General features: G+C 64.6%; 19 protein-coding genes. 6 read left to right on the forward strand and 13 right to left on the reverse strand.

What is annotated here, in order from left to right; genetic code table 11:
• The first annotated feature begins 137 nt into the window (after positions 1–137).
• From QRQ56_RS32580 to QRQ56_RS32590, 3 genes are all read left to right on the forward strand, one after another.
• Positions 138–704, forward strand: a complete 567-nt coding sequence (locus QRQ56_RS32580; protein ID WP_438745510.1) for a thiamine pyrophosphate-binding protein — start codon at positions 138–140, stop codon at positions 702–704.
• 23 nt (positions 705–727) lie between these two features.
• Positions 728–1,324 (forward strand): thiamine pyrophosphate-dependent enzyme, encoded by a 597-nt coding sequence (locus QRQ56_RS32585; RefSeq protein WP_438745511.1) that lies wholly within the window; start codon positions 728–730, stop codon positions 1,322–1,324.
• Between the two features lie 77 nt (positions 1,325–1,401).
• Positions 1,402–1,779: a VanZ family protein gene (locus QRQ56_RS32590; protein ID WP_438745512.1), complete on the forward strand. Its 378-nt coding sequence runs from the start codon at positions 1,402–1,404 to the stop codon at positions 1,777–1,779.
• A gap of 58 nt (positions 1,780–1,837) precedes the next feature.
• On the opposite strand, the gene QRQ56_RS32595 is transcribed toward QRQ56_RS32590, so the two are convergent.
• The 11 genes from QRQ56_RS32595 to QRQ56_RS32645 all read right to left on the reverse strand — a co-directional run bounded on the left by QRQ56_RS32595 (position 1,838) and on the right by QRQ56_RS32645 (position 14,880).
• Positions 1,838–2,221: a DUF1236 domain-containing protein gene (locus QRQ56_RS32595; protein WP_438745513.1), complete on the reverse strand. Its 384-nt coding sequence runs from the start codon at positions 2,219–2,221 to the stop codon at positions 1,838–1,840.
• Positions 2,222–2,334: 113 nt separating this feature from the next.
• Positions 2,335–3,222, reverse strand: a complete 888-nt coding sequence (locus tag QRQ56_RS32600; protein ID WP_438745514.1) for a 2-hydroxy-3-oxopropionate reductase — start codon at positions 3,220–3,222, stop codon at positions 2,335–2,337.
• An 11-nt stretch (positions 3,223–3,233) separates the two neighbouring features.
• Positions 3,234–4,019: a hydroxypyruvate isomerase gene (gene hyi, locus QRQ56_RS32605; protein WP_438745515.1), complete on the reverse strand. Its 786-nt coding sequence runs from the start codon at positions 4,017–4,019 to the stop codon at positions 3,234–3,236.
• Positions 4,020–4,031: 12 nt separating this feature from the next.
• Positions 4,032–5,822, reverse strand: a complete 1,791-nt coding sequence (gene gcl, locus QRQ56_RS32610) for a glyoxylate carboligase (RefSeq protein ID WP_438745516.1) — start codon at positions 5,820–5,822, stop codon at positions 4,032–4,034.
• 151 nt (positions 5,823–5,973) lie between these two features.
• Positions 5,974–7,776, reverse strand: a complete 1,803-nt coding sequence (locus QRQ56_RS32615) for an adenine deaminase (RefSeq protein WP_438745517.1) — start codon at positions 7,774–7,776, stop codon at positions 5,974–5,976.
• An 84-nt stretch (positions 7,777–7,860) separates the two neighbouring features.
• Positions 7,861–8,661 carry an NYN domain-containing protein gene (locus QRQ56_RS32620; protein WP_438745518.1) on the reverse strand — a complete coding sequence of 267 codons (801 nt, stop codon included), beginning with the start codon at positions 8,659–8,661 and terminating at the stop codon, positions 7,861–7,863.
• Between the two features lie 52 nt (positions 8,662–8,713).
• Positions 8,714–10,213 (reverse strand): tripartite tricarboxylate transporter permease, encoded by a 1,500-nt coding sequence (locus tag QRQ56_RS32625; protein ID WP_438745519.1) that lies wholly within the window; start codon positions 10,211–10,213, stop codon positions 8,714–8,716.
• Positions 10,213–10,710, reverse strand: coding sequence for a tripartite tricarboxylate transporter TctB family protein (locus tag QRQ56_RS32630; protein WP_438745520.1), 498 nt, complete (start codon positions 10,708–10,710; stop codon positions 10,213–10,215). The genes QRQ56_RS32625 and QRQ56_RS32630 overlap by 1 nt, the downstream gene beginning before the upstream one ends.
• On the reverse strand, positions 10,707–11,675 hold the full coding sequence (locus QRQ56_RS32635; protein WP_438745521.1) for a Bug family tripartite tricarboxylate transporter substrate binding protein: 969 nt from the start codon (positions 11,673–11,675) through the stop codon (positions 10,707–10,709). Before QRQ56_RS32635 ends, QRQ56_RS32630 begins: the two co-directional genes overlap by 4 nt.
• Positions 11,676–11,779: 104 nt before the next feature.
• Positions 11,780–12,622 (reverse strand): IclR family transcriptional regulator, encoded by an 843-nt coding sequence (locus QRQ56_RS32640; protein ID WP_438745522.1) that lies wholly within the window; start codon positions 12,620–12,622, stop codon positions 11,780–11,782.
• Positions 12,623–12,750: 128 nt separating this feature from the next.
• Entirely contained in the window at positions 12,751–14,880 is a 2,130-nt protein-coding gene (locus tag QRQ56_RS32645) for an acetate--CoA ligase family protein (RefSeq protein WP_438745523.1), read from the reverse strand.
• Positions 14,881–15,230: 350 nt separating this feature from the next.
• Here QRQ56_RS32645 and QRQ56_RS32650 point away from each other — a divergent pair, with 350 nt between their 5' ends.
• From QRQ56_RS32650 to frc, 3 genes are all read left to right on the forward strand, one after another.
• Positions 15,231–15,926: a GntR family transcriptional regulator gene (locus QRQ56_RS32650; RefSeq protein ID WP_438745665.1), complete on the forward strand. Its 696-nt coding sequence runs from the start codon at positions 15,231–15,233 to the stop codon at positions 15,924–15,926.
• A gap of 84 nt (positions 15,927–16,010) precedes the next feature.
• Positions 16,011–17,741 carry an oxalyl-CoA decarboxylase gene (oxc, locus tag QRQ56_RS32655; protein WP_438745524.1) on the forward strand — a complete coding sequence of 577 codons (1,731 nt, stop codon included), beginning with the start codon at positions 16,011–16,013 and terminating at the stop codon, positions 17,739–17,741.
• A gap of 65 nt (positions 17,742–17,806) precedes the next feature.
• Positions 17,807–19,084, forward strand: a complete 1,278-nt coding sequence (frc, locus tag QRQ56_RS32660; RefSeq protein ID WP_438745525.1) for a formyl-CoA transferase — start codon at positions 17,807–17,809, stop codon at positions 19,082–19,084.
• A gap of 307 nt (positions 19,085–19,391) precedes the next feature.
• Here the strand turns inward: frc and QRQ56_RS32665 are convergent, their stop codons facing one another.
• Together QRQ56_RS32665 and QRQ56_RS32670 are read right to left on the reverse strand one after the other, a co-directional pair.
• The gene (locus tag QRQ56_RS32665; RefSeq protein ID WP_438745526.1) at positions 19,392–20,525 is read right to left on the reverse strand and encodes an alpha/beta hydrolase family protein; all 1,134 of its coding nucleotides are present in this window, start codon (positions 20,523–20,525) and stop codon (positions 19,392–19,394) included.
• Positions 20,522–21,490, reverse strand: a complete 969-nt coding sequence (locus QRQ56_RS32670; protein WP_438745527.1) for an alpha/beta hydrolase family protein — start codon at positions 21,488–21,490, stop codon at positions 20,522–20,524. The genes QRQ56_RS32665 and QRQ56_RS32670 overlap by 4 nt, the downstream gene beginning before the upstream one ends.
• Positions 21,491–21,588: the final 98 nt, after the last annotated feature.

The following is a 21,588-nucleotide window of genomic DNA, read 5'->3' on the forward strand; positions in this document are numbered from 1 at the left end:
CAGGCCGTCTGGCGCAGATCACGGTGCCGGCGCGGACATGTTGACAATCCAGCCCGCTCCGTCAAGTTCGGCGGACAGAAACCGCGCCAAGGCAATGGCCTAGACCAACAAGCATGCGCGGCACGAGGGAGAACGCAATGGCGATTGCGGAACAGCAGACTGCGTCCCAGGCGGCAGCGGGAGCCGGCGACAAGAGCTGGCACGGCATCGTCCTGCAAACCCTGAAGCGGAACGAGATCAGCCTGGTCCCCTACGTGCCCGACCGCGTGCTGACGCCGCTGATCAAGAACCTGCATGCCGATCCCTTCTTCACCACCTTTGCCACGGCGCGCGAGGAAGAGGCAGTCGGTATCGTTTCCGGGGCCTGGATGGGCGGACGGCGCGGCGCGGTGCTGATGCAGACCTCGGGCTTTGCCACCCTCGCCAACGTGCTGGCCTCGCTGGCGGTGCCCTACCAGATCCCGCTAATCATGTTCGTGTCCGAGCGCGGCACGCTCGGCGAGTTCAACTACGGCCAGTCGCTGGTCTGCCGCACCATGCGCCCGGTGCTGGACTCGTTGGCCCTGGAGCACCACACCATCACCCGGCTCGACGAGCTCGAGTTCATCGCCGACCGCTCGATCAAGCAGGCCGTCACCACGCAGGCGCCGGTGGCCCTGATCCTCAATCCGCTGCTCACCGGCGGCAAGACGTTCGACAAGTGAGGCGGGCCGAAATGAACTCGCAAATGAATACGCGCAATACCAAGGTGATGAGTCGCTTCGACGTGACCTCGCGCCTGATTGCAAAGCTCAAGCGTGAGGAAGCCGTGATCGGCGGCATCGGCAACACCAATTTCGACCTCTGGGCCGCCGGGCATCGTCCGCAGAATTTCTACATGCTGGGCAGCATGGGGCTCGCCTTCCCGATCGCGCTCGGCGTGGCGCTGGCGCAGCCCAACCGCCGCGTCTTCGCGCTCGAAGGCGACGGCTCGCTGCTGATGCAGCTCGGCGCGCTCTCGACCATTGCGACCTTGAAGCCGAAGAACCTCATCATGATCGTGATGGACAACGGCATCTATCAGATTACCGGCGCCCAGCCGACACCTGCCGCAAGCGTCGCGGACATCGTCGCCATCGCCACCGGCTCGGGCCTTGCCAACAGCGCCTGGGCCGCCGACGAGGAGGATTTCGAACGGCTGGTCGACGCGGCCATGTCCGCCGCCGAGCCACACCTGATCGCCGTCCGCATCGACGACAAGCCCGGCGTCGGCGCCACACGGCGCGATCCCGTACAAATCCGGGAGCGCTTCATGCACGGGCTCGGCGTGCGCGAGCCACTTTAACGTTTCGTCATTAACTACACGCCGATCTGATGGAAGGACGGTACCGGTCCGTTGCCGATCTGTGCTAAGCGCAACTTATGTCCATTTTAGTTCGATCCATTGCCTGGCTGCTTGCGGCTGCCGTTACTTTCGCCACCCTCGGTCCCCCCGGCCTGCGGCCTCATTCCGACCTTGGCCAGGACGGCGAACATGCACTCGCATTCATCCTGGTGGGGCTGGCCTTCGGCCTCGCCTACCGGCGTCGGCGCCTGCTGACCGCAGCGGCCGCGATCGTCCTGATTGGCGTGCTCGAACTGATGCAATTCTGGGCACCCGGACGCCACGCCCGGCTGGAGGATTTCCTGGTCGATGCGCTCACCGCCTGCACCGGCTTCGCGCTTGCGGCCGGCGCCGATTGGCTGATCTCGCGCTTTCGCGCAAACCCCGCCGTAACGAGCGAAGGCCCCGCGGAGTGACGCTCCGCAGGGCCCATCTTCTCAAGACTTAGTTCTCGAGACTTGGAAACGTAGCCGATCAGTCGATGATCTTGACGACGCGGCGGGTCCGCGGCTCGACGATCACGCGGCGATCGTTCACGACCGCATAGCGATACTCGGTGTAATTCGGCACGGGGCGCAGCACCACGGCCGGGGGCAGCGGCTCGCCGACCACGACGCGCTCCTCGACCACGACCGAGTCGCTGCGCGGGATTCCGCCAAGAACCGCATTCGGAATCTCGAGGCCCGCGCCGACGGCCGCACCGACGGTGCCGCCGACCATCGCGCCGATCGGGCCGCCGATGTCGCCACCCGCGCGCGCGCCGTCCCGGGCGCCCTGTTCGGTGGTCGACTGAGCAAAGGCTGCACTCGACGCCAGCAGCGACGCGGCAACCAACGAAATCGCAAGACGGGTCTTCATGTTGTTATGTCTCCAGTGATTGTCCTGCGCCTTCAACCGCGGGGCCGGATCATTGTTCCGGTTCCCGCGTGCCGAAGGATGCAGCAAAACTGGAGACTGTTACCGCGTAACAGTTACGCCGCGGCGATCTCGTGGCCCGCCATGAGTTCCAGCGCCCGCACCATCGCGGAGTGATCCCAGGCCTTGCCGCCATGCGCGGTGCAGGAAGAGAACAATTGCTGTGCCACTGCCGTGCTCGGCAGTGACAGGCCGAGCGCGCGCGCGCCTTCGAGCGCGAGGTTGAGATCCTTCTGGTGCAGCTCGATGCGGAAGCCTGGATCGAAGTTGCGCTTCACCATGCGTTCGCCATGCACCTCGAGGATGCGCGAGGAAGCAAAGCCGCCCATCAGCGCTTTCCGCACCAGCGCGGGATCGGCGCCGGCCTTGGATGCGAACAGCAGCGCCTCGCCCACCGCCTCGATGGTCAGCGCGACGATGATCTGGTTCGCGACCTTCGTCGTCTGCCCGTCGCCATTGGCGCCGACATGAGTGACGTTCTTGCCCATCTTGTCGAAGATCGGCTTCACGGTGCCGAACGCCCGCTCGGGGCCGCCGACCATGATGGTGAGGCTCGCAGCTCTTGCCCCGACCTCGCCGCCCGACACCGGCGCGTCGAGATAATCCGCTCCCAGCGCCTCGATCTTCTTTGCGAACTCCTTCGTAGCCAGCGGCGAGATCGAGCTCATGTCGACCACGATCTTGCCCTTGGAGATGCCGCTGGCAACGCCGTCCTTGCCGAACAACACCGCCTCTACATGCGGCGTGTCCGGCACCATGATGATGACCGCGTCCGCCTCCTCTGCGACCTCCTTGGCCGACTTGCAGGCGATGCCGCCCGCAGCAATCAGTTCAGGCGCGACCGGGGCGACGTCGTGCAGAAGGACGCGATGGCCCGCGGCCAGAAGGTGCCCGGCCATCGGCCGTCCCATGGTACCAAGTCCGATGAAGCCGATGTCGATCATGTCCAATTTCCTCAGGTCTCGAAGGTCTGCGCGGCATGCCAGGAAAGGCCTTCCAGCGTCGTGGTGCGCGGCTTGTACTCGCAGCCGATCCAGCCGCGATAACCGATCGCGTCGAGATGGCGGAACAGGAAGGGATAGTTGATCTCGCCGGTGCCTGGCTCATGTCGGCCGGGATTGTCGGCAAGCTGGATGTGGGCGATCTGCGGCAGGTATTCCTGCATGGTGCGGGCAAGATCGCCCTCCATGATCTGCATGTGGTAGATGTCGTACTGGACGAACAGATTGTTCGACCGCACCTCCGAGATCAGCTGGATTGCCTGCTCGGTGCCGTTGAGGAAGAAGCCGGGAATGTCGAGCGTGTTGATCGGCTCGACCAGCAGCTTGATGTTCTCCCGCGCTAGCGTCGAAGCCGCGAAACGCAGATTGCCGACCAGCGTCTCCTGAAGCTCGCGCGGATCGGCGTCAGGAGGCGCAATGCCGACGAGGCAGTTGAGCTGCTCGCAGTCGATCGCCTTGGCATAGTCGATGGCGCGGAACACGCCGTCGCGGAATTCGGCGGCGCGATCGGGTAGGATCGCGATGCCGCGCTCGCCGCCGGCCCAATTGCCGGCGGGTAGATTGTGCAGCACCTGCGTCAGGCCGTGGACCTCGAGCTGCTCGCACAGCTGCGCCTTGTCGAAATCATAGGGAAAAAGATACTCGACCCCGGAGAAGCCGGCCGCCTTCGCCGCAGCGAAGCGGTCGAGGAACGGCATCTCGTTGAAGAGCATGGTGAGATTGGCGGCGAATTTCGGCATGGATGCTCTCCCCTACTCGGCCGGCTGCAGCACGCCGGGCTTGACGGTCCCGACCTCGTCGAGCGGAAGGTCCAGCACCTCCTCGAACTCGACGATGTTGTCGATCTCCGTGCCCATCGCGATGTTGGTGACGCGTTCGAGGATGAACTCGACCACCACAGGTACGCGGTGCTTGGCCATCAATTCGCGCGCCGTGGCGAAGGCTGTCTGCGTGTCCTTCGGATCCGTGACGCGGATCGCCTTGCAGCCGAGGCCTTCGGCGACCGCGACGTGGTCGACGCCGTAGCCATTGAGTTCCGGCGCGTTGACGTTCTCGAAGGAGAGCTGGACGTGATAGTCCATGTCGAAGCCGCGCTGGGCCTGGCGGATCAGGCCGAGATAGGAATTGTTCACGACGACGTGGATGTAAGGCAGATTGAACTGCGCCCCGACCGCGAGCTCCTCGATCAGGAACTGAAAGTCGTAATCGCCGGAGAGCGCAACGATCTCGCGATCCGGACACGCCGCCCTCACGCCGAGCGCGGCAGGCAAGGTCCAGCCGAGCGGACCCGCCTGCCCGGCATTGATCCAGTTCCGCGGCTTGTAGACGCCGAGGAACTGGGCGCCTGCGATCTGCGACAGGCCGATCACGGTGACATAGGTGGTGTCGCGGCCGAACGCCTTGTTCATCTCTTCATAGACACGCTGCGGCTTGATAGGAACGTTGTCGAAATGGCTCTTGCGCAGCATCGTCTTCTTGCGATCACGGCAGGAAGCGGGCCACGCCTGGCGCTCGCGAAGCTTGCCTGACCGACGCCACTCCCTGGCGACAGCGACGAAAAGCTCGAGCGCGGCCTTTGCGTCCGAGACGATGCCGAGATCGGGATTGAACACGCGACCGATCTGCGTCGGCTCGATATCGACGTGAACGAATTTGCGGCCCTTGGTGTAGGTCTCGACCGAGCCGGTGTGCCGGTTGGCCCAGCGGTTGCCGATGCCGAGCACGAAGTCGGACTCCAGCATCGTCGCATTGCCGTAGCGGTGGCTGGTCTGAAGCCCGACCATGCCGGCCATCAGCACGTGATCATCGGGGATCGCGCCCCACCCCATCAGGGTCGGCACGACGGGAACGTTGGTGATCTCGGCGAACTCGACCAGCAGGTCGGACGCATCGGCGTTGATGATGCCGCCACCGGCGACGATCAGCGGCCGCTCGGCGGCGTTGAGCATCTCCAGCGCCTTCTCGACCTGCTTGCGGGTCGCGGTGGGCTTGTAGACCGGCAGCGGCTCATAGGTCTCGTCGTCGAACTCGATCTCGGCAAGCTGCACGTCGAGCGGCATGTCGATCAGCACCGGACCCGGCCGGCCCGAGCGCATCACATGAAACGCCTGGCTGAAGACGCGCGGCACCAGCGCCGGCTCGCGCACCGTCACCGCCCATTTGGTCACGGGCTTTGCGATCGACTCGATGTCGACGGCCTGGAAGTCTTCCTTGTAGAGCCGGGCCCGCGGCGCCTGCCCGGTGATGCAGAGGATCGGAATGGAATCGGCGATCGCCGAATAGAGCCCGGTGATCATGTCGGTGCCCGCCGGCCCCGAGGTTCCGATGCAGACGCCGATGTTGCCGGCCTTGGCGCGGGTGTAGCCCTCGGCCATGTGCGAGGCGCCCTCGACATGACGCGCCAGGATGTGGCGGATCGAACTGCGCTTCTTCAGTGCCGAGTAAAGCGGATTGATCGCGGCACCGGGAACCCCGAAGGCGGTCGAGACGCCTTCCTTCTCCAGAATTCGCACGGCAGCATCGATAGCTCGCATCTTCGCCATATCGGACCTCGCTCGTTTGCGTCAGCGAGCGAGATCATCGGGCGCGCAGAAAGGGATCTCAACGAGATCGATTTTATTTTCCACGATGCGGCAGCCGTGGGAAAATCGTGGTTGTCTCAATCGGTTAGATCGAGAGGCACGTGAAAGCAGTTCACTCGAACAGCGGCGCCAGCTCCATCTGCGGAACCAGCACGAGACCCTTGTCGGTGATCCGAATTTCCGGAATGACCGATAGGGGAATCAAATTGAAGCCCATGTAGGGGATGGTGCAACCGGCCTCGGTCCATTCGGTCTTCAAGACCTTAACTTCTTCAGCCACCTCGGTAACGCGCTTGTCCGAGAGCAGGCCCGCAATGGGCAGCGGAACCAGCGCCCTCACCTTGCCGTCGGCGACGACACAGACGCCGCCCTGCTTGTCCTTGATGGCAGCAATCGCGACCTGCATGTCGCCCTCGTTGGTGCCGGCGACGATGATGTTATGGCTGTCGTGCCCGACGCTGGAGGCGACCGCGCCGCGCTTCAGGCCAAAATCCTTCAGCAAGCCATGGGCGACGTTGCCGGCCGACTTGCCGTGGCGCTCGACCACCGCGACGAAGCAGAGGCCGTAGCGGTCGAACAGCGATGGCCAATCCTTGGCCGGTTCGATCCTGACCTTCTCATGGATCAGCGTGATGCCGGGCAGCGCGGTCCTGATCGCGTTGACGGTGCAGGCTTTCGGCGGAAGCTCCGGCGTCAGCTTCATCGTCTCCGGCAGCTTGACTGTCGCATAGGCCGCTTTCGGATATTGATAGCGCCGCGACAACGCCTGATCGAGGCGCGGCGTGATCTTGCCATGCTCGACCACGAGCTCGCCGCCATACCAGGTGCATTGCGGATCGAGATTGTCGTCCATCAGCACGAGATCGGCGCGGCGGCCGCCGCCGAGGCCGCCGATATCACCGTCCATCCCGAAGCGCGAGGCACCGTGCAGCGAGCCCATCGACCAGGCCTGCTCCGGCGACATCCCCGCCTTCACGGCTTCGCGCACCACCCAGTCGAGACCGAACATCATGAGATCGTCGGCATCGCGGTCGTCGGTGCAGACCGCCGTGCGCTTGTGCGAAGCGCCGAGCTCGGTGACCGTCCGGATCGCCTGCGGCAGCGAGTGCCAGGGTGTCGTTGGCGGACCGCCGCGCAGGAACACCCAGACGCCGGCGTCGAGCAGATCGTCGGCGATGTCGCGGTCGATCGCCTCGTGGGTGTCGGTGACACCGGATGCTGCATACGCAGCGACGAATTCGCGGCCATAGACATGTCCGGACACCGGACGCCCGCGCTTCAAGGCGGCGGCGAGGATGGCATGGCTGCGCTCATCGCCCATCGTGACAGGCACAAAATCCATCTTCTCGCCGAGCGCCACCGCCTCTGGCCAGCGGTCGAACAGGCCGGCGATCTTGTCGGGCGTGAGGTCACCGCCTGCGGTCTCGAGCTCGGCCGAGGTCGCGGGAACAGTCGACGGCACCGTCAGGAAGATCGACAGCGGCGCCTCGCGCGCGTCCTCCAGCATCGCCTCGACGCCGGCGACGTCCATGACGTTGCCGATCTCGTGGCTGTCGCAAAAGATCGTGGTGGTGCCGTTGAGCAGCGCAGCCTCGGCATAGGCACAGGCGGTCACCATCGAGGATTCGATGTGGATGTGCGGATCGACCAGCCCCGGCGCGACGATGCCGCCGGCGGCGTCATAGAGCGTCACGTCTCTCCAGGTTTTCTTTGCCGCGCCCGATTGCTTCACCGCCGCGATGCGGCCACCGGTGATCCAGACCTCCCGTCCCAAATGGATGCGCTCGGAATAGGTCGAGAGCACCCGTGCGCCCGTGAGGACGAGATCCGGCGCGATCCGCGCCGAGGCGACGTCGGCCAGACGCCGCGTCATGCTGTGCAGCGGCGCGACGGTGAAACGGGTGAGCTTGGTCATGGGAACCTCGCTTGGCGTTACGGCCGAACGATAGTTACCCCCTGCGCCAAACCGGGCAAACTCAAATATAGCGGGGCGCGCTGTTTAGGCCTTAGGCGCCGAGCCGGCCGCCGCCCGCGACCTTGGACGTCTGCGCGACTTCTGTGGGGCCGGCGGTGCCGCGGCAGCGGCCTTCACCCTGATCCGCACCGACCGCCCATTTGTCTCGTCGATCTCGAACGCGTTCGTCTTTCGGACGAGGTCGCTCAGCTTGCGGAAACCGAAGGTTCTCGGATCGAAATCGGACGCCAGGTTGGCGAGCCGCTGCCCGAGTTCACGGAGCGCGACCCAACCGTCCTCGCTTTCCATCTGTGTGATCACCTTCTTGATGATCGGCGTGGCCGCATCGGGCGGCTGAAGCGGCGCGGACTTCGAGGAGGCATCCGGGGTGGTCGCGGCGCCTGCAAGCAGGTTCTCGGTATAGACGAATCTTCGGCAGGCCTGCCTGAAGCTTTCCGGTGTCTTCTGCTCACCGAACCCAAAGACATCGATGCCCTGCTCCCGGATGCGGGCGGCGAGACGGGTAAAGTCGCTATCGGACGACACGAGGCAAAAGCCGTCGAACCGGCCGCTATGAAGCAGGTCCATCGCATCAATGACCAGCGTTATGTCGGATGCATTCTTTCCTGTCGTGTAGGCGAACTGCTGTTGTGGGATGATCGCATGCTTCGACAGGATGTCAGCCCAGCCCCTCGATCGCGCGCTGGAGAAATCGCCGTAGATGCGACGCACGCTAGCCTCGCCGATCTTGGCAATCTCTTCGAACAACCCGTCCGCGATCTTGGCGGAGGCATTGTCGGCATCGATCAGGACGGCGAGACGGGGCGAGCGAGGTTCGGGCGGCATGGCGTTTCCCCAAGAGATGTACGCAGCATTAGATCATGCGAGCGCGAGACCGCTAGTCCTCGTTCGCCTTGAACCGGCCGAGCCCCTTCAGCACGAACGGCGCCAGCAGCGCGATCAGCGCGAAACCGAGCAGCGTCGCCGAGATCGGGCTCTGCAGCAGCGTCATGGGATCGCCGAGGCTGATCGCGAGCGCGCGTCTTAACTGGCTCTCGGCGATCGGACCGAGGATCAGGCCGACCACGACGGGCGCAATCGGGAAATCGAAGCGGCGCATCAAGAAGCCGAGCACTCCGAAGCCAGCCAGCATCGACAATTCCACCACCGACGGCTTTGCCGCGATGGTGCCCATGGTCGCGAACACGAGAATGCCGGCATAGAGCCAGGGCTGCGGGATCGCGAGCAGCCGCACCCACAGGCCGACCAGCGGCAGATTGAGCACCAGCAGCATGCAATTGGCGATGAACAGGCTGGCGATCAGGCCCCAGACCAGATCGGGCCGCTCGGCGAACAGCAGCGGCCCCGGGTTGAGGCCGTATTGCTGGAAGCCCGCCAGCATCATCGCGGCCGTCGCCGAGGTCGGCAGTCCCAGCGTCAGCAGCGGCACCAGCGTGCCGGCGGCGGAGGCGTTGTTGGCGGCCTCAGGTCCGGCGACGCCTTCGATCGCGCCCTTGCCGAATTCTTCCGGATATTTGGTGAGGCGCTTCTCGGTCGAATAGGACAGGAAGGTCGGGATTTCGGCGCCGCCCGCCGGCAGCGCGCCGATCGGGAAGCCGAACATGGTGCCGCGCAGCCACGGCTTCCACGACCGCTTCCAGTCCTCCTTGGTCATCCACAGCGAGCCGCGCACCGGCTCGAGCTTCTCTTCGGTGTGGTGGCGGCGCGATGCGACATAGAGCGCCTCGCCCACCGCGAACAGACCGACAGCCAGCGTGGTCACCTCGACACCGTCGAGCAATTCAGGCACGCCGAACGCAAGGCGCGCCTGCCCCGTCAGCTTGTCGATGCCGACGAGACCGAGCGTCAGGCCGATGAACAGGCTGGTGAGACCGCGAATGGGGGAATCGCCGAACGTCGCCGACACCGTGACGAAGGCAACGCACATCAGCGCGAAATAATCCTCAGGACCAAAGCGCACGGCGAAATCGACCAGCCATGGTGCAAGGAACGCAAGGCCAATCGTGGCAATCGTGCCGGCGACGAAGGAGCCGATCGCCGATGTCGCGAGCGCCGGCCCGCCGCGGCCGGCCTTGGCCATCTTGTTGCCTTCCAGCGCGGTCGCCATCGAGGCGCTCTCGCCTGGCGTGTTGATCAGGATCGCCGTGGTCGAGCCGCCATACATGCCGCCGTAATAGATGCCGGCGAACATGATCAGCGAGCCGCCGGGGTCGAGCTTGTAGGTGACGGGCAGTAGCAGCGCGACCGTGAGAGCGGGGCCGATGCCCGGCAGCACGCCGACGGCCGTGCCGAGGAACACGCCGATCATGGCATAAAGCAGGTTCATCGGCTGAATGGCGACGGCCATGCCGTGCGCCAGCGCCGCAAAAGTGTCCATCACAGCAATCGCTCCAGCGGGCCGGTCGGAAGGCTCAGCGTCAACAACCGGTCGAACGCGAGATAGATCAGGATCGACATCACGAGAGCGATAATGGAATCCATCAGGATGGCGCGGCGTCCGAACGCCGCCGACGTCGTCACGAACAAGGCCGAGGTCGCCAGGATGAAGCCGCCGCCAAAGCCGATGATGGCAATCAGCAGCGCCAGGCCGACGAGGATCAAGACCACGGGCACCGGGTCGGTGCTCTCGCGTGCCGGCAGATTGCCGCGCAGCGCGTCAACGAAATTGCCGATCGCGAGCAGTGCAAGGCCAATTGCGACCACCACCGGCATCGCCTCCGGCCCCATGCCGTACATCGTGGTCGATTGCAGGCCGCGCGCGTCGAAGACCAGCACCGCGGCGAGAGCTGCGAGCAGTGCCGCGATGACGATGCCGGCGCGATCGACGCGCCGCGGCGGCTGAGCCGGATCGCCCGCCCCGCGATCTCCGGTCATGACTTGACGAGGCCGACCGATTTCAACACGTCGGTGACGCGGACCGTTTCCTTCTTCAGGAAGTCAGCGAAGGCGTCGCCACCGAGATAAGCGTCCTCCCAGCCCTTCTGCTTGAGGACTTCCTTCCAGGCATCCGACTTCACCATCTTCTCGACCGCCTCGCTCAGGGTCTTCTTCTGCTCGGGCGTGATGCCGGGAGGCGCCACCACCGAACGCCAGTTGGCGATCACGAGGTCGATGCCCTGCTCCTTGAACGTCGGGATGTCGTTGCCCGGGATACGCTTCTCCGAGGTCACGCCGATCGCGCGCAGCTTGCCGGACTTGATCTGTCCGTCATATTCGCTGAGGCCCGAGATGCCCGCCGTGACCTTGCCGCCGAGGATCGCGGCCAGCGACTCGCCACCGCCGGAGAACGGGATGTAGTTGATCTTCTTGGCGTCGGCGCCGACCGCGCCGGCGAACAATGCCGCCATCACATGGTCGACGCCGCCGGCCGAGCCGCCGGCAAAGGTGACCTTGGCGATATCGGCCTTCACCGCAGCGGCGAGATCCTGCGCGGTCTTGATCGGCGAATTCGCGGGAACCACGATCACCTGGATTTCTTCGGTGAGGCGCGCGATCGGCGTCACCTGCTCGAGCGTCACCGGCGACTTGTTCATGGCGAGCGCGCCCACCATGACGAAGCCGTTGACCATCAGCTGGTTGCCGTCGCCCTTGGCGCCGTTGACGAACTGGGCGATGCCGACGCTGCCGCCGGCGCCGGGAACATTGGTGACCTGCACGCTGCGCGCAACGCCGGAGGCTACCAGCGCCTGCTGCATCGAGCGCGCGGTCTGGTCCCAACCGCCGCCGGGGGCCGCCGGCGCCATCAGCTTGAGCTCGAGCTGCTGGGCCAGGGACGGCGTCGCTGCCGCAAGGGTCAGCGCGACGGCTGCGCCGGCAAGGCGCGCGGAAAATTGGAACATGTGGACGCTCTCCAGGCTCATGCGGACGTCTGCCGCATTGTGTCGTTTGGTCGCATATCAACCAAAACGGTCGAGGCTGTCCAGCCATCCCCAGGGGTTTCGGGTCAGCGAGGCGTCGGCATCACCCCGCCGAGGGCACCCGTCAGCTCGGCGGCGACATCCCTGACGATCTGCCCGACTTCCGGCAACCTTTGGTCGGTTAACCGGCTGGTCATGCCGGAGACGGAAATCGCCGCCAGCGGTTCGGCGCAGTCGTTGTAGACCACCGCCGCAATACAGCGCAGGCCCATGCAGGCCTCTTCGTCGTCGAGCGCGAAGCCCTGCCGGCGGATCTTTTCGAGTTCCCTGAACAGGTCGCTCGGCCGCACGATCGACTTCTCGGTCAGGCGCGGCATGCCGTGATGTCGGATGACGGCGCCGACGTCCTCGTCCGAATAGGTCGCGAGCACCGCCTTGCCGACGCCCGACGTCACCATGGCGACGCGGCCCCCGACCTGGGTCAGCGAGCGCATGATCTCGCGGCTCTCCATCCGGGTCAGAACGATGATAAACTCGTCGTCGACGACGGCGAGATTGGCCGTCTCGCGGGTGAGGTCGCGCAGCTTGCGCAAATAGGGAATGGCTTGCGTGGTGAAATTGCGCCGCCGCGCAAACGTCGCGCCGACCGAGAAGGCGCGCGAGCCGACATGCCATTTGGATTGGGCACGATCGAACTGGACGAAACGGCGGCCTTCCAGCGTTGCGAGCAGGCGATGTACGGTCGAGGTGGATAGTCCGGTGCGGATCGCCAGATCGCTGAGGCGATAGCCCTCGTCGTCCTCGGCCAGCGTTGCCAGGATCGACAGCGCGCGATCGACGGATTGCACGCCGCCGTCGCGGGTGTCAGGCTCCTGGTCGACCGCGGATTTCGGCTCGACGGTCCTGCGGCGGATCACGTTTTTCCTCATCGCGACCTGCATATCAGCCAGTCAGACGATTGACGTTCGTGCCGTGAAACTTTCCCGCATCGTGGGAAATGTCGCCCCGGTCTGCACCGGAGCGACGTTTTTTGTTGACGGCTCAGGGCAGGCTCTACTCAGAGCAGCCCTGCCCCGCGCGCCCACTTGTACTTGGCACCGAGCACCTCGACCGGCAGTTCGGTCGAGTAGGCATAGGCCGGGATGCCGTTCTGGTAGAGATATTCGGCGGCTTCCTCGACCTCGACGTCGCCGGCCAGCGAGGCCACGATCGGCTTCACGAAGCCCTTGGCCTCCATCTCCTTCTTCACCTCGACCATGTTGCGGGCGAACACCATCGGCGGCGTGACGATGGTGTGCCAGTAGCCGAGGATCAGCGAGTGGATGCGCTCGTCCGACAGGCCGAGCTTCACCGTGTTGACGTAGGTGATCGGGGGCTCGCCGCCGGTGATGTCCACAGGATTTCCAGCCGCGCCGAACGGCGGAATGAACTTGCGGAAGGCAGCATCCAGATCCGGCGGCATCGACATCAGCGACAGGCCGTTGTCGACGCAGGAATCCGACAGCAGCACGCCCGATCCGCCGGCACCGGTGATGATCAGCACGTTCTCGCCCTTCGGCGTCGGCAGCACCGGCACGCCACGGGCGAACTCGAGCAGCTGCCTCAGGCTGCGGGCGCGGATCACGCCCGACTGCGCCAGCACGTCCTCGTAGATCTTGTCATTACCGGCCAGCGCGCCGGTGTGCGACGAGGCCGCCTTCGCGCCGGCCGAGGTGCGGCCGGCCTTGAGCACGACGACCGGCTTCTTCTTGGAGACGCGCTTGGCGGCTTCCGCGAAGGCGCGGCCGTCCTTCAGGTCTTCGCAATGCTGCGCGATAATCGCCGTGTTCGGATCCTGCTCGAAAAAGGCGAGCAGATCGTCCTCGTCGATATCGGACTTGTTGCCGAGGCCGACGATCGCCGACACGCCCATCTTCGCCGAGCGCGAGAAGCCGATGATCGCCATGCCGATGCCGCCGGACTGCGACGACAGCGCCGCCGAGCCCTTGACGTCGTAGGCGGTGCAGAAGGTCGCGCAGAGATTGGCGGGCGTATAATAGAAGCCGTAGATGTTCGGCCCCATCAGGCGGATGTCGTACTTCTTGCCGACCTCGACGATCTCGGCCTGCAGCTCCGGCGCGCCGGCTTCGGCGAAGCCCGACGGAATCAGCACCGCACCCGGGATTTTCTTCTCGCCGCACTCGGTCAGCGCCGCCGCGACGAACTTGGCGGGAATCGCGAACACGGCCGTGTCGATCACGCCCGGCACGTCCTTGACGCTCTTGTAGGCCTTGTAGCCGAGGATCTCGGAGGCCTTCGGATGGATCGGATAGATGTCGCCCTTGTAGCCGCCGTTGATGAGGTTCTTCATCACGGAGTTGCCGATCTTGCCGTCCTCGGCCGAGGCGCCGACCACGGCAACCGCCTTCGGCTGCATGATGCGGTTCATCGCCGCGACGATCTCTTCGGTCGGGCGGGGCTTGGGCTTCGGCACAAAGGCGAAATCGACGACGATGCGGACGTCGGCGGCGGTCGCGCCCTTCGGGGTCGCGAACACCGGATTGAGATCGAGCTCGACAATCTCAGGGAAATCGGTGACGAGCTGCGAGACCTTGACGATGACGTCGGCGAGCGCCGTACGATTCACCGGCTCGCCGCCCCGCACGCCCTTCAGGATCTCGTGGGCCTGGATGCCGTCGAGCATCGAGAGCGCGTCTTCTTTGGTCGCGGGCGCGAGGCGGAAGGTGATGTCCTTGAGCACTTCGACCAGCACGCCGCCAAGACCGAAGGCGACCAGCTTGCCGAACGAGCCGTCGGTGATCGAGCCGACGATGACTTCGGTGCCCCCGGCCAGCATCTGCTGTACCTGGACGCCCTCGATCTTGGCGTCGGCCTTGTACTTCTTGGCGTTACCAAGAATGGTCTCGTAGGCCTTCTCGGCGTCCTCGGCATTCTTGAGGCCGACGATGACGCCGCCGGCTTCGGTCTTGTGAAGGATGTCCGGCGAGACGATCTTCATCACGACGGGGAAACCCATCGACGAGGCCATCTTGCCGGCCTCGCCTGCCGACTTCGCCACGCCTTCCTTCGGCACCGGAATGCCATAGGCGTCGCAGACCAGCTTGCCTTCCGGGGCCGTCAGGCTGGTGCGGTTGTCCGCCTTGACCAGGTCAAGCACCTTGCGGACGGCATCTTTGGAATTGGACATGTGGCTTCTCCCTTGACCTCAGTTCGTTCTTTTCAAAGCGCGCGCGTGTTTGCGGCTGCCCGTGATGCTTGCCATTCGCCGCGCTCTGCTCCATGTCGCGGGCCGGAGCGGCATAAAGCCTGAGAATACTCCGCCGCCTTGGATCAAAAATGGCTGGCGATGGCATTTGGTATGCCAGAAGCCAACTTGTCAAGCTGCAGCATCGCTTAGAACGCCGCAAAAAATAGCCGCCTTGACATTCTGGCATGTGGTATGCCAAAAACTTTCCCGTTAATAATCCTGTAAAAGACGACTCCCACTGGAGGAGATTCGTCGTGTCACTACGGAAACCAACCAAGGCGTTGCCGAACATGGCCGAGGCAGACATCGCAATCGTTCGCATTGCCCCGGAGAGCAGCTTCAAGAACAAGGCGTATGACGCCTTGAAGGAAGCCATCCTCAAGATGGACATCTATTCGACGCCCGAGCCGGTGATGCTGGACGAGCGGGCGCTGTCCGAGCGCCTGGGTGTGAGCCGCACGCCGATCCGCGAAGCGATCGCGATGCTCGAGCAGGATGGTTTCGTCAAGACGGTTCCACGCCGCGGCATCATGGTGGTGCGAAGGACCAAGAGCGAGATCGTCGACATGATCCGCGCCTGGGCGGCGCTGGAGAGCATGGCGGCGCGCCTGATCACCACCACCGCGCGCAAGAAGGACATCACGGCGCTGCGCGACTTCTTCAAGGATTTCGGCAAGGACCGCCTGCCCGAGGATCACGTCGAGGAATATTCCAAGGCCAACATCGCCTTCCATCAGGCGCTGATCTCGCTGTCGGAATCCCCTGTCCTGGTCGACCTCACCAACGACCTGCTGCTCCACGTCCGCGGCTATCGCCAGCTGACGATCGGGCGCAAGGACCGTACCGCGACCTCGCTGCCCGAGCATCTCGGCATGATCGAAGCGCTGGAAGCACGCGACACCGAGCTCGCCGAGAAGCGCGCCCGCGACCACACCCTTGGCCTTGCCGCTTACGTCGAAGCGCATGGCCAGGAATTGTTCAACTAACTGCTTACGTAACTGTTCACCCAGCAAAGTTCACCAGAAGGGCGAAAAACTCGCCCCAGTATTGAGACCAGGGAGACAAGGCCCATGCTGAACACCGCGACCAAGTCCGAGGCACCGGGCACCGAGCAGGAACTGACGGATGGCTTCCATCTCGTCATCGACGCGCTCAAGCTGAACGGCATCAACACCATCTATAATGTGCCGGGCATCCCGATCACGGATTTGGGCCGCATGGCGCAGGCGGAGGGCATTCGCATGATCTCATTCCGCCACGAGCAGAATGCGGGTTATGCGGCGGGCATCGCCGGCTATCTCACCAAGAAACCCGGCATCTGCCTCACTGTCTCCGCGCCCGGCTTCCTCAACGGTCTCACCGCGCTCGCGCACGCCACCACCAACTGCTATCCGATGATCCTGATCTCGGGCTCCTCCGAGCGCGAGATCGTCGACCTGCAGCAGGGCGACTACGAGGAAATGGATCAGCTCGCGATTGCCAAGCCGCTGTGCAAGGCGGCCTATCGCGTGCTGCACGCCCAGGACATCGGCATCGGCCTTGCCCGCGCCATCCGCGCTGCGGTCTCGGGCCGTCCGGGCGGCGTCTATCTCGACCTGCCGGCAAAGCTGTTCGGCCAGGTGATGAGCGCCGAGGCCGGTCAGAAATCGCTGGTCAAGGTGATCGACGCTGCGCCTGCACAGCTCCCCTCGCCCGCTTCGATCAAGCGCGCGCTCGACGTGCTCAAGAGCGCAAAGCGTCCGCTCATCATCCTCGGCAAGGGTGCGGCCTACGCGCAGGCCGATGAAGAGATCAAGAATTTCGTCGAGAAGAGCGGCGTGCCGTTCCTGCCGATGAGCATGGCCAAGGGCCTCCTCCCCGACACCCATCCGCAGTGCGCCGGCGCAGCCCGCTCGACCGTGCTGAAGGATTCCGACGTCGTCATGCTGATCGGCGCGCGGCTCAACTGGCTGCTCTCGCACGGCAAGGGCAAGAGCTGGGGCGAGACGCCGAAGAAGTTCATCCAGGTCGACATCGAGCCGCGCGAGATGGACTCCAACGTCGAGATCGTCGCGCCCGTCGTGGGCGACATCGGCTCGGTCGTCGCCGCCTTCAACCAGGCCATCGGTACGGGCTGGACCGCGCCCGCCGACTGGACCAAGGCCGTCTCGACCAAGCGCGAAGAGAACGTCGCCAAGATGGCGCCGAAGCTCATGAACAACAAGTCGCCGATGGACTATCACGGCGCGCTCGGCGTGCTGAAGAACGTCATCAAGGAGTACCCCGAGGCGATCCTCGTCAACGAAGGCGCCAACACCCTCGATCTCGCCCGCGGCGTCATCGACATGTACCGCCCGCGCAAGCGTCTCGACGTCGGCACCTGGGGCGTGATGGGCATCGGCATGGGCCAGGCGATCGCCGCCGCGCTCGAAACCGGTCACCCCGTGCTGGCGGTGGAAGGCGACTCCGCCTTCGGCTTCTCCGGCATGGAGGTCGAGACCATCTGCCGCTACAACCTTCCGATCTGCGTCGTCATCTTCAACAATGACGGCATCTATCGCGGCACCGACGTCAACGGCGCGAACGCCGATCCCGCTACGACCGTGTTCGTCAAGGGCGCGCGCTACGACAAGATGATGGAAGCCTTCGGCGGCGTCGGCGTGAACGCCACCTCGCCCGACGAGCTCAAGCGCGCCGTCAACGAAGCCATGAAGTCCGGCAAGCCGACGCTCATCAACGCGGTGATCGATCCGGCCGCCGGCTCTGAGAGCGGCCGCATCGGCAACCTCAATCCGCAGAGCGTTCTGCAGAAGAAGAAGTAAGTCCACCCCTCAACCCTTTATTCCCTGCCGGGTGCAGGGGCAGACACAGAGTACGGAGCAACACCATGACCAAAGCGCTCGAGGGCGTTCGCATTCTCGACTTCACCCACGTTCAATCCGGTCCGACCTGCACGCAGCTGCTCGCCTGGTTCGGCGCCGACGTGATCAAGGTGGAACGCCCGGGCGTGGGTGACATCACCCGCGGCCAGCTGCAGGACATCCCGAACGTGGACAGCCTGTATTTCACCATGCTCAACCACAACAAGCGCTCGATCACGCTCGACACCAAGAACCCCAAGGGCAAGGAAGTCCTCACCGAGCTGATCAAGAAGTGCGACGTGCTGGTCGAGAATTTCGGCCCCGGCGTGCTCGACCGCATGGGCTTCCCCTGGGAGAAGATCCAGGCGATCAACCCGAAGATGATCGTCGCCTCGATCAAGGGCTTCGGCCCCGGACCGTACGAAGACTGCAAGGTCTATGAGAACGTCGCGCAGTGCACCGGCGGCGCCGCTTCCACCACCGGCTTCCGCGACGGCCTGCCGCTCGTCACCGGCGCGCAGATCGGCGATTCCGGCACCGGCCTGCATCTGGCGCTCGGCATCGTCACCGCGCTCTACCAGCGCACGCATTCGGGCAAGGGCCAGAAGGTCACCGCCGCGATGCAGGACGGCGTGCTCAACCTCGCCCGCGTCAAGCTGCGCGACCAGCAGCGCCTCGCCCACGGTCCGCTCAAGGAATACAGCCAGTTCGGCGAAGGCATTCCGTTCGGCGATGCCGTGCCGCGCGCCGGCAACGACTCCGGCGGCGGCCAGCCCGGCCGCATCCTGAAGTGCAAGGGCTGGGAGACCGATCCCAACGCCTACATCTACTTCATCACCCAGGCCCCGGTCTGGGAGAAGATCTGCGACGTGATCGGCGAGCCCACCTGGAAGACCGACCCGAACTATTCCAAGCCGGCCGTCCGCCTGCCGCGCCTCAACGAGATCTTCGCCCGCATCGAGCAGTGGACGATGACCAAGACCAAGTTCGAGGCGATGGAAATCCTCAACAAGGACGACATCCCCTGCGGCCCGATCCTGTCGATGAAGGAGATCGCCGAGGACCAGTCGCTGCGCGCGACCGGCACCGTGGTCGAGGTCGACCACCCCACCCGCGGCAAGTACATCTCGGTCGGCAACCCGATCAAGCTGTCGGACAGCGCGAGCGACGTCACCCGCTCCCCGCTGCTCGGCGAGCACACCGACGAGATCCTGCGCGCCGTGCTCGGCTTCAGCGATCACCAGGTCGCCGAGATCCACAAGTCCGGCGCCCTCGACCCGCCGCAGAAGCAGGCCGCCGAGTAAGCGGAAGCACATCACGTGAAGCGAAAGGGCCGCCCGTTGAGGCGGCCCTTTTTCATGAGAACGCCAACGAGCACAGGTCCAGACTCAAAAACTGAAAAACAACCCCATGCACAGTAGCCAAGTCCTTGGTCTCAAACGTGATTTCTGATGTCCCGAAAAGCAATTCGAGGCGTCATGCAAAACAGGGGTATGATGCCATCATCCGAATAGCGAACGACCTGGCCTGACGATCCAAGCACGAGATCGATTGTTCGTTAAGAACAGCAGCCGGGTTGGCCAGTTCTCAATCCTTTGGAGAGAAACAGCCCTACCCAGGCGCCAGCGCCTGTCCGACCGCGTAGAGCGAGCACTCCTTCCATGCGGCCACGCATTGGCGCAACGCCTCGTTCTTTGCGTCGTCGATCGTCCGCTGGGTGACGGTGACCGAGCTGCAATGCCCGTCACGATTCCAGGCATAGGCTTTGACGTCGGTCCACGCCTTCACGTAAGCTTCGAAATAGCCCGTGCACGCCGCATTGAGCGGCGTCGGCGGCGGAATGGCAGCGGGCGGAGGCAGCTCGACGACCAGCGAGGTCGGCAAGTGCAGACGGTTCAGGAAGCTCTCCACCGGGGGCCACCAGAGGTCGGCGGGGCCCATCGGCAACATGGCATGCCCCTCGACGCCGAAGGGCGGCAATATCTGCAACTGCGCCGGCGCGCCCGAGGCGACGTAGGCGTCGAACATGCGACGGCCCAAAGCCGGCGGGACATAATGATCGTTCTCCGAATAGATCCATAGAGCCGGGATCCGCGCCGTGCGGCCGAAGATGCCGGCATCCGCAACGAGACGATCCGCGCTGCAGGTTCGGCCGGGGACCGAGCCATGAGCCCCCTCGAAATTCAGGACGCCGACGAGTCCGGCAGAATTGCTCGCCGCCGCAGCCGTCACCGCAAAGCCGCCGGTCGAATGCCCCATCAACAGAACCTGATCGGGCTGGACCCAGGGCTCATGCCGGAGCGTGCCGACGGCGCCGATGACGTCTTCAGCCGCGATCCGCCCGACGGTCAGATAGTCCCGATCATCGCATGATCCGGAAAGCGTCTCGGCAAACGGCCCTTCCGACCGTCCGAACCCCCGCCGCATGATCGACGCGGCGGCATAACCATGCTGTGCAAACGCGACGGCGGCATTGAGGAGATCGGCCGGCGATTGTCGCACCGCCGCTGCGCGAAACGCTTGCCCTGTGGCGGGGTTTGTACCGTGAACCAGCAGGATGAGCGGAAAGCGCCCTGGCCGATCCGGGCGGATGACCATGGTCTCGAGCTTGACCTGGCTTCCATCACCAAGCGTGATCGGTATCAGCCGATCTTGCCGAACAAGACCCGGCAAAGCCGGATCGGCCGCGGCGGGCGAAAGCAGGAGCACGAGCAGCGCGACCGTGCAGCCAAGTCGCCTCATCATTGCTCTCCGAGCTGCTCGCGAAGATACTTCACCACCGCCGCGTTGAACTCGCGATGGAAGCCAGCGCGATCGAAGTCCGCCGGCGTGTCCACGCAGATGCGCGGAACGGCTGCGGCCTGCTCCGGCGTGCACGGTGCGAGAAACGCGAAGTGGCCGGCCGGAACCACGTGCGTCTCGGGCTTGCCGGCCAGCCACCCCGCGACGCGCGCCACGGGCGAACCGTCGCCCACGCCGGGACCGCCGAACTGCGATCGCCATAGCTGGAACGGGATCTTGATCGCGGCGAGGTTCTTGCGCGTCAGAACTGCGGGTGCAGGATCGACGATCACTGCCGTGCGGATCCGGGCATCCTGCGGCGGGTCAGGCAGCGTTTCTCCGTTATGGAGTTGGGCGCATACTCCGGTTGTCTCCTTGCAATTTTCCGCAAGCCAGGAGAAATCCGGCCGGGTCCCCATCAGCGCCAGACCGGTATAACCGCCCAGCGAAAAACCAAAGAAGCCGACCTTGGCGGGATCGATCACCGCCCTGTCCTTCCAGTCCGTCAACATGAAGTCGAGCAGGCGCACCATGTCCGCCGGACGCGATCCCCACACCGGCAGCGTATCGCGCCGCGACGAATCGTTGGTGGTGTCACCGGGATGGTTGATGGCGGCGACGATGAAGCCGGCATTGGCCAGCGCCTCCTCGGTGTCATGGTTCGCACCGAACCACCCGCCCCGTCCGTGCGAGAAGATGACGAGCGGCAGCTTCGCCCCCGTAACGGGACAGTCCTTCACACCCTTCAGGTCGAAATCGGCGCCGACCGAGAGACTGCCCAGCGCCACATGGGTCGGCTCCCCCGCGCAGGGATACCAGATCGCGCCTGAAAGCGCCGGATCGGACTGCAGAAGCTGAATGCCTGCCGCCTGCACGGGCGAGCCCAGACAAACAAGGATGGCGGCAAGAGCCCACAGCGTGCTGCGCAACGACAATTCCCCCCGATTTCCCGCAGGAGCTGAACGGGGAACCATAGCGGAATTGTGTCTTGGATTGATCGGGCGCGGCTCCTGAAGCAATCTGCCGG

Origin of the sequence: Bradyrhizobium sp. U531 (assembly GCF_051710265.1) — a bacterium.
GTDB lineage: Bacteria > Pseudomonadota > Alphaproteobacteria > Rhizobiales > Xanthobacteraceae > Bradyrhizobium.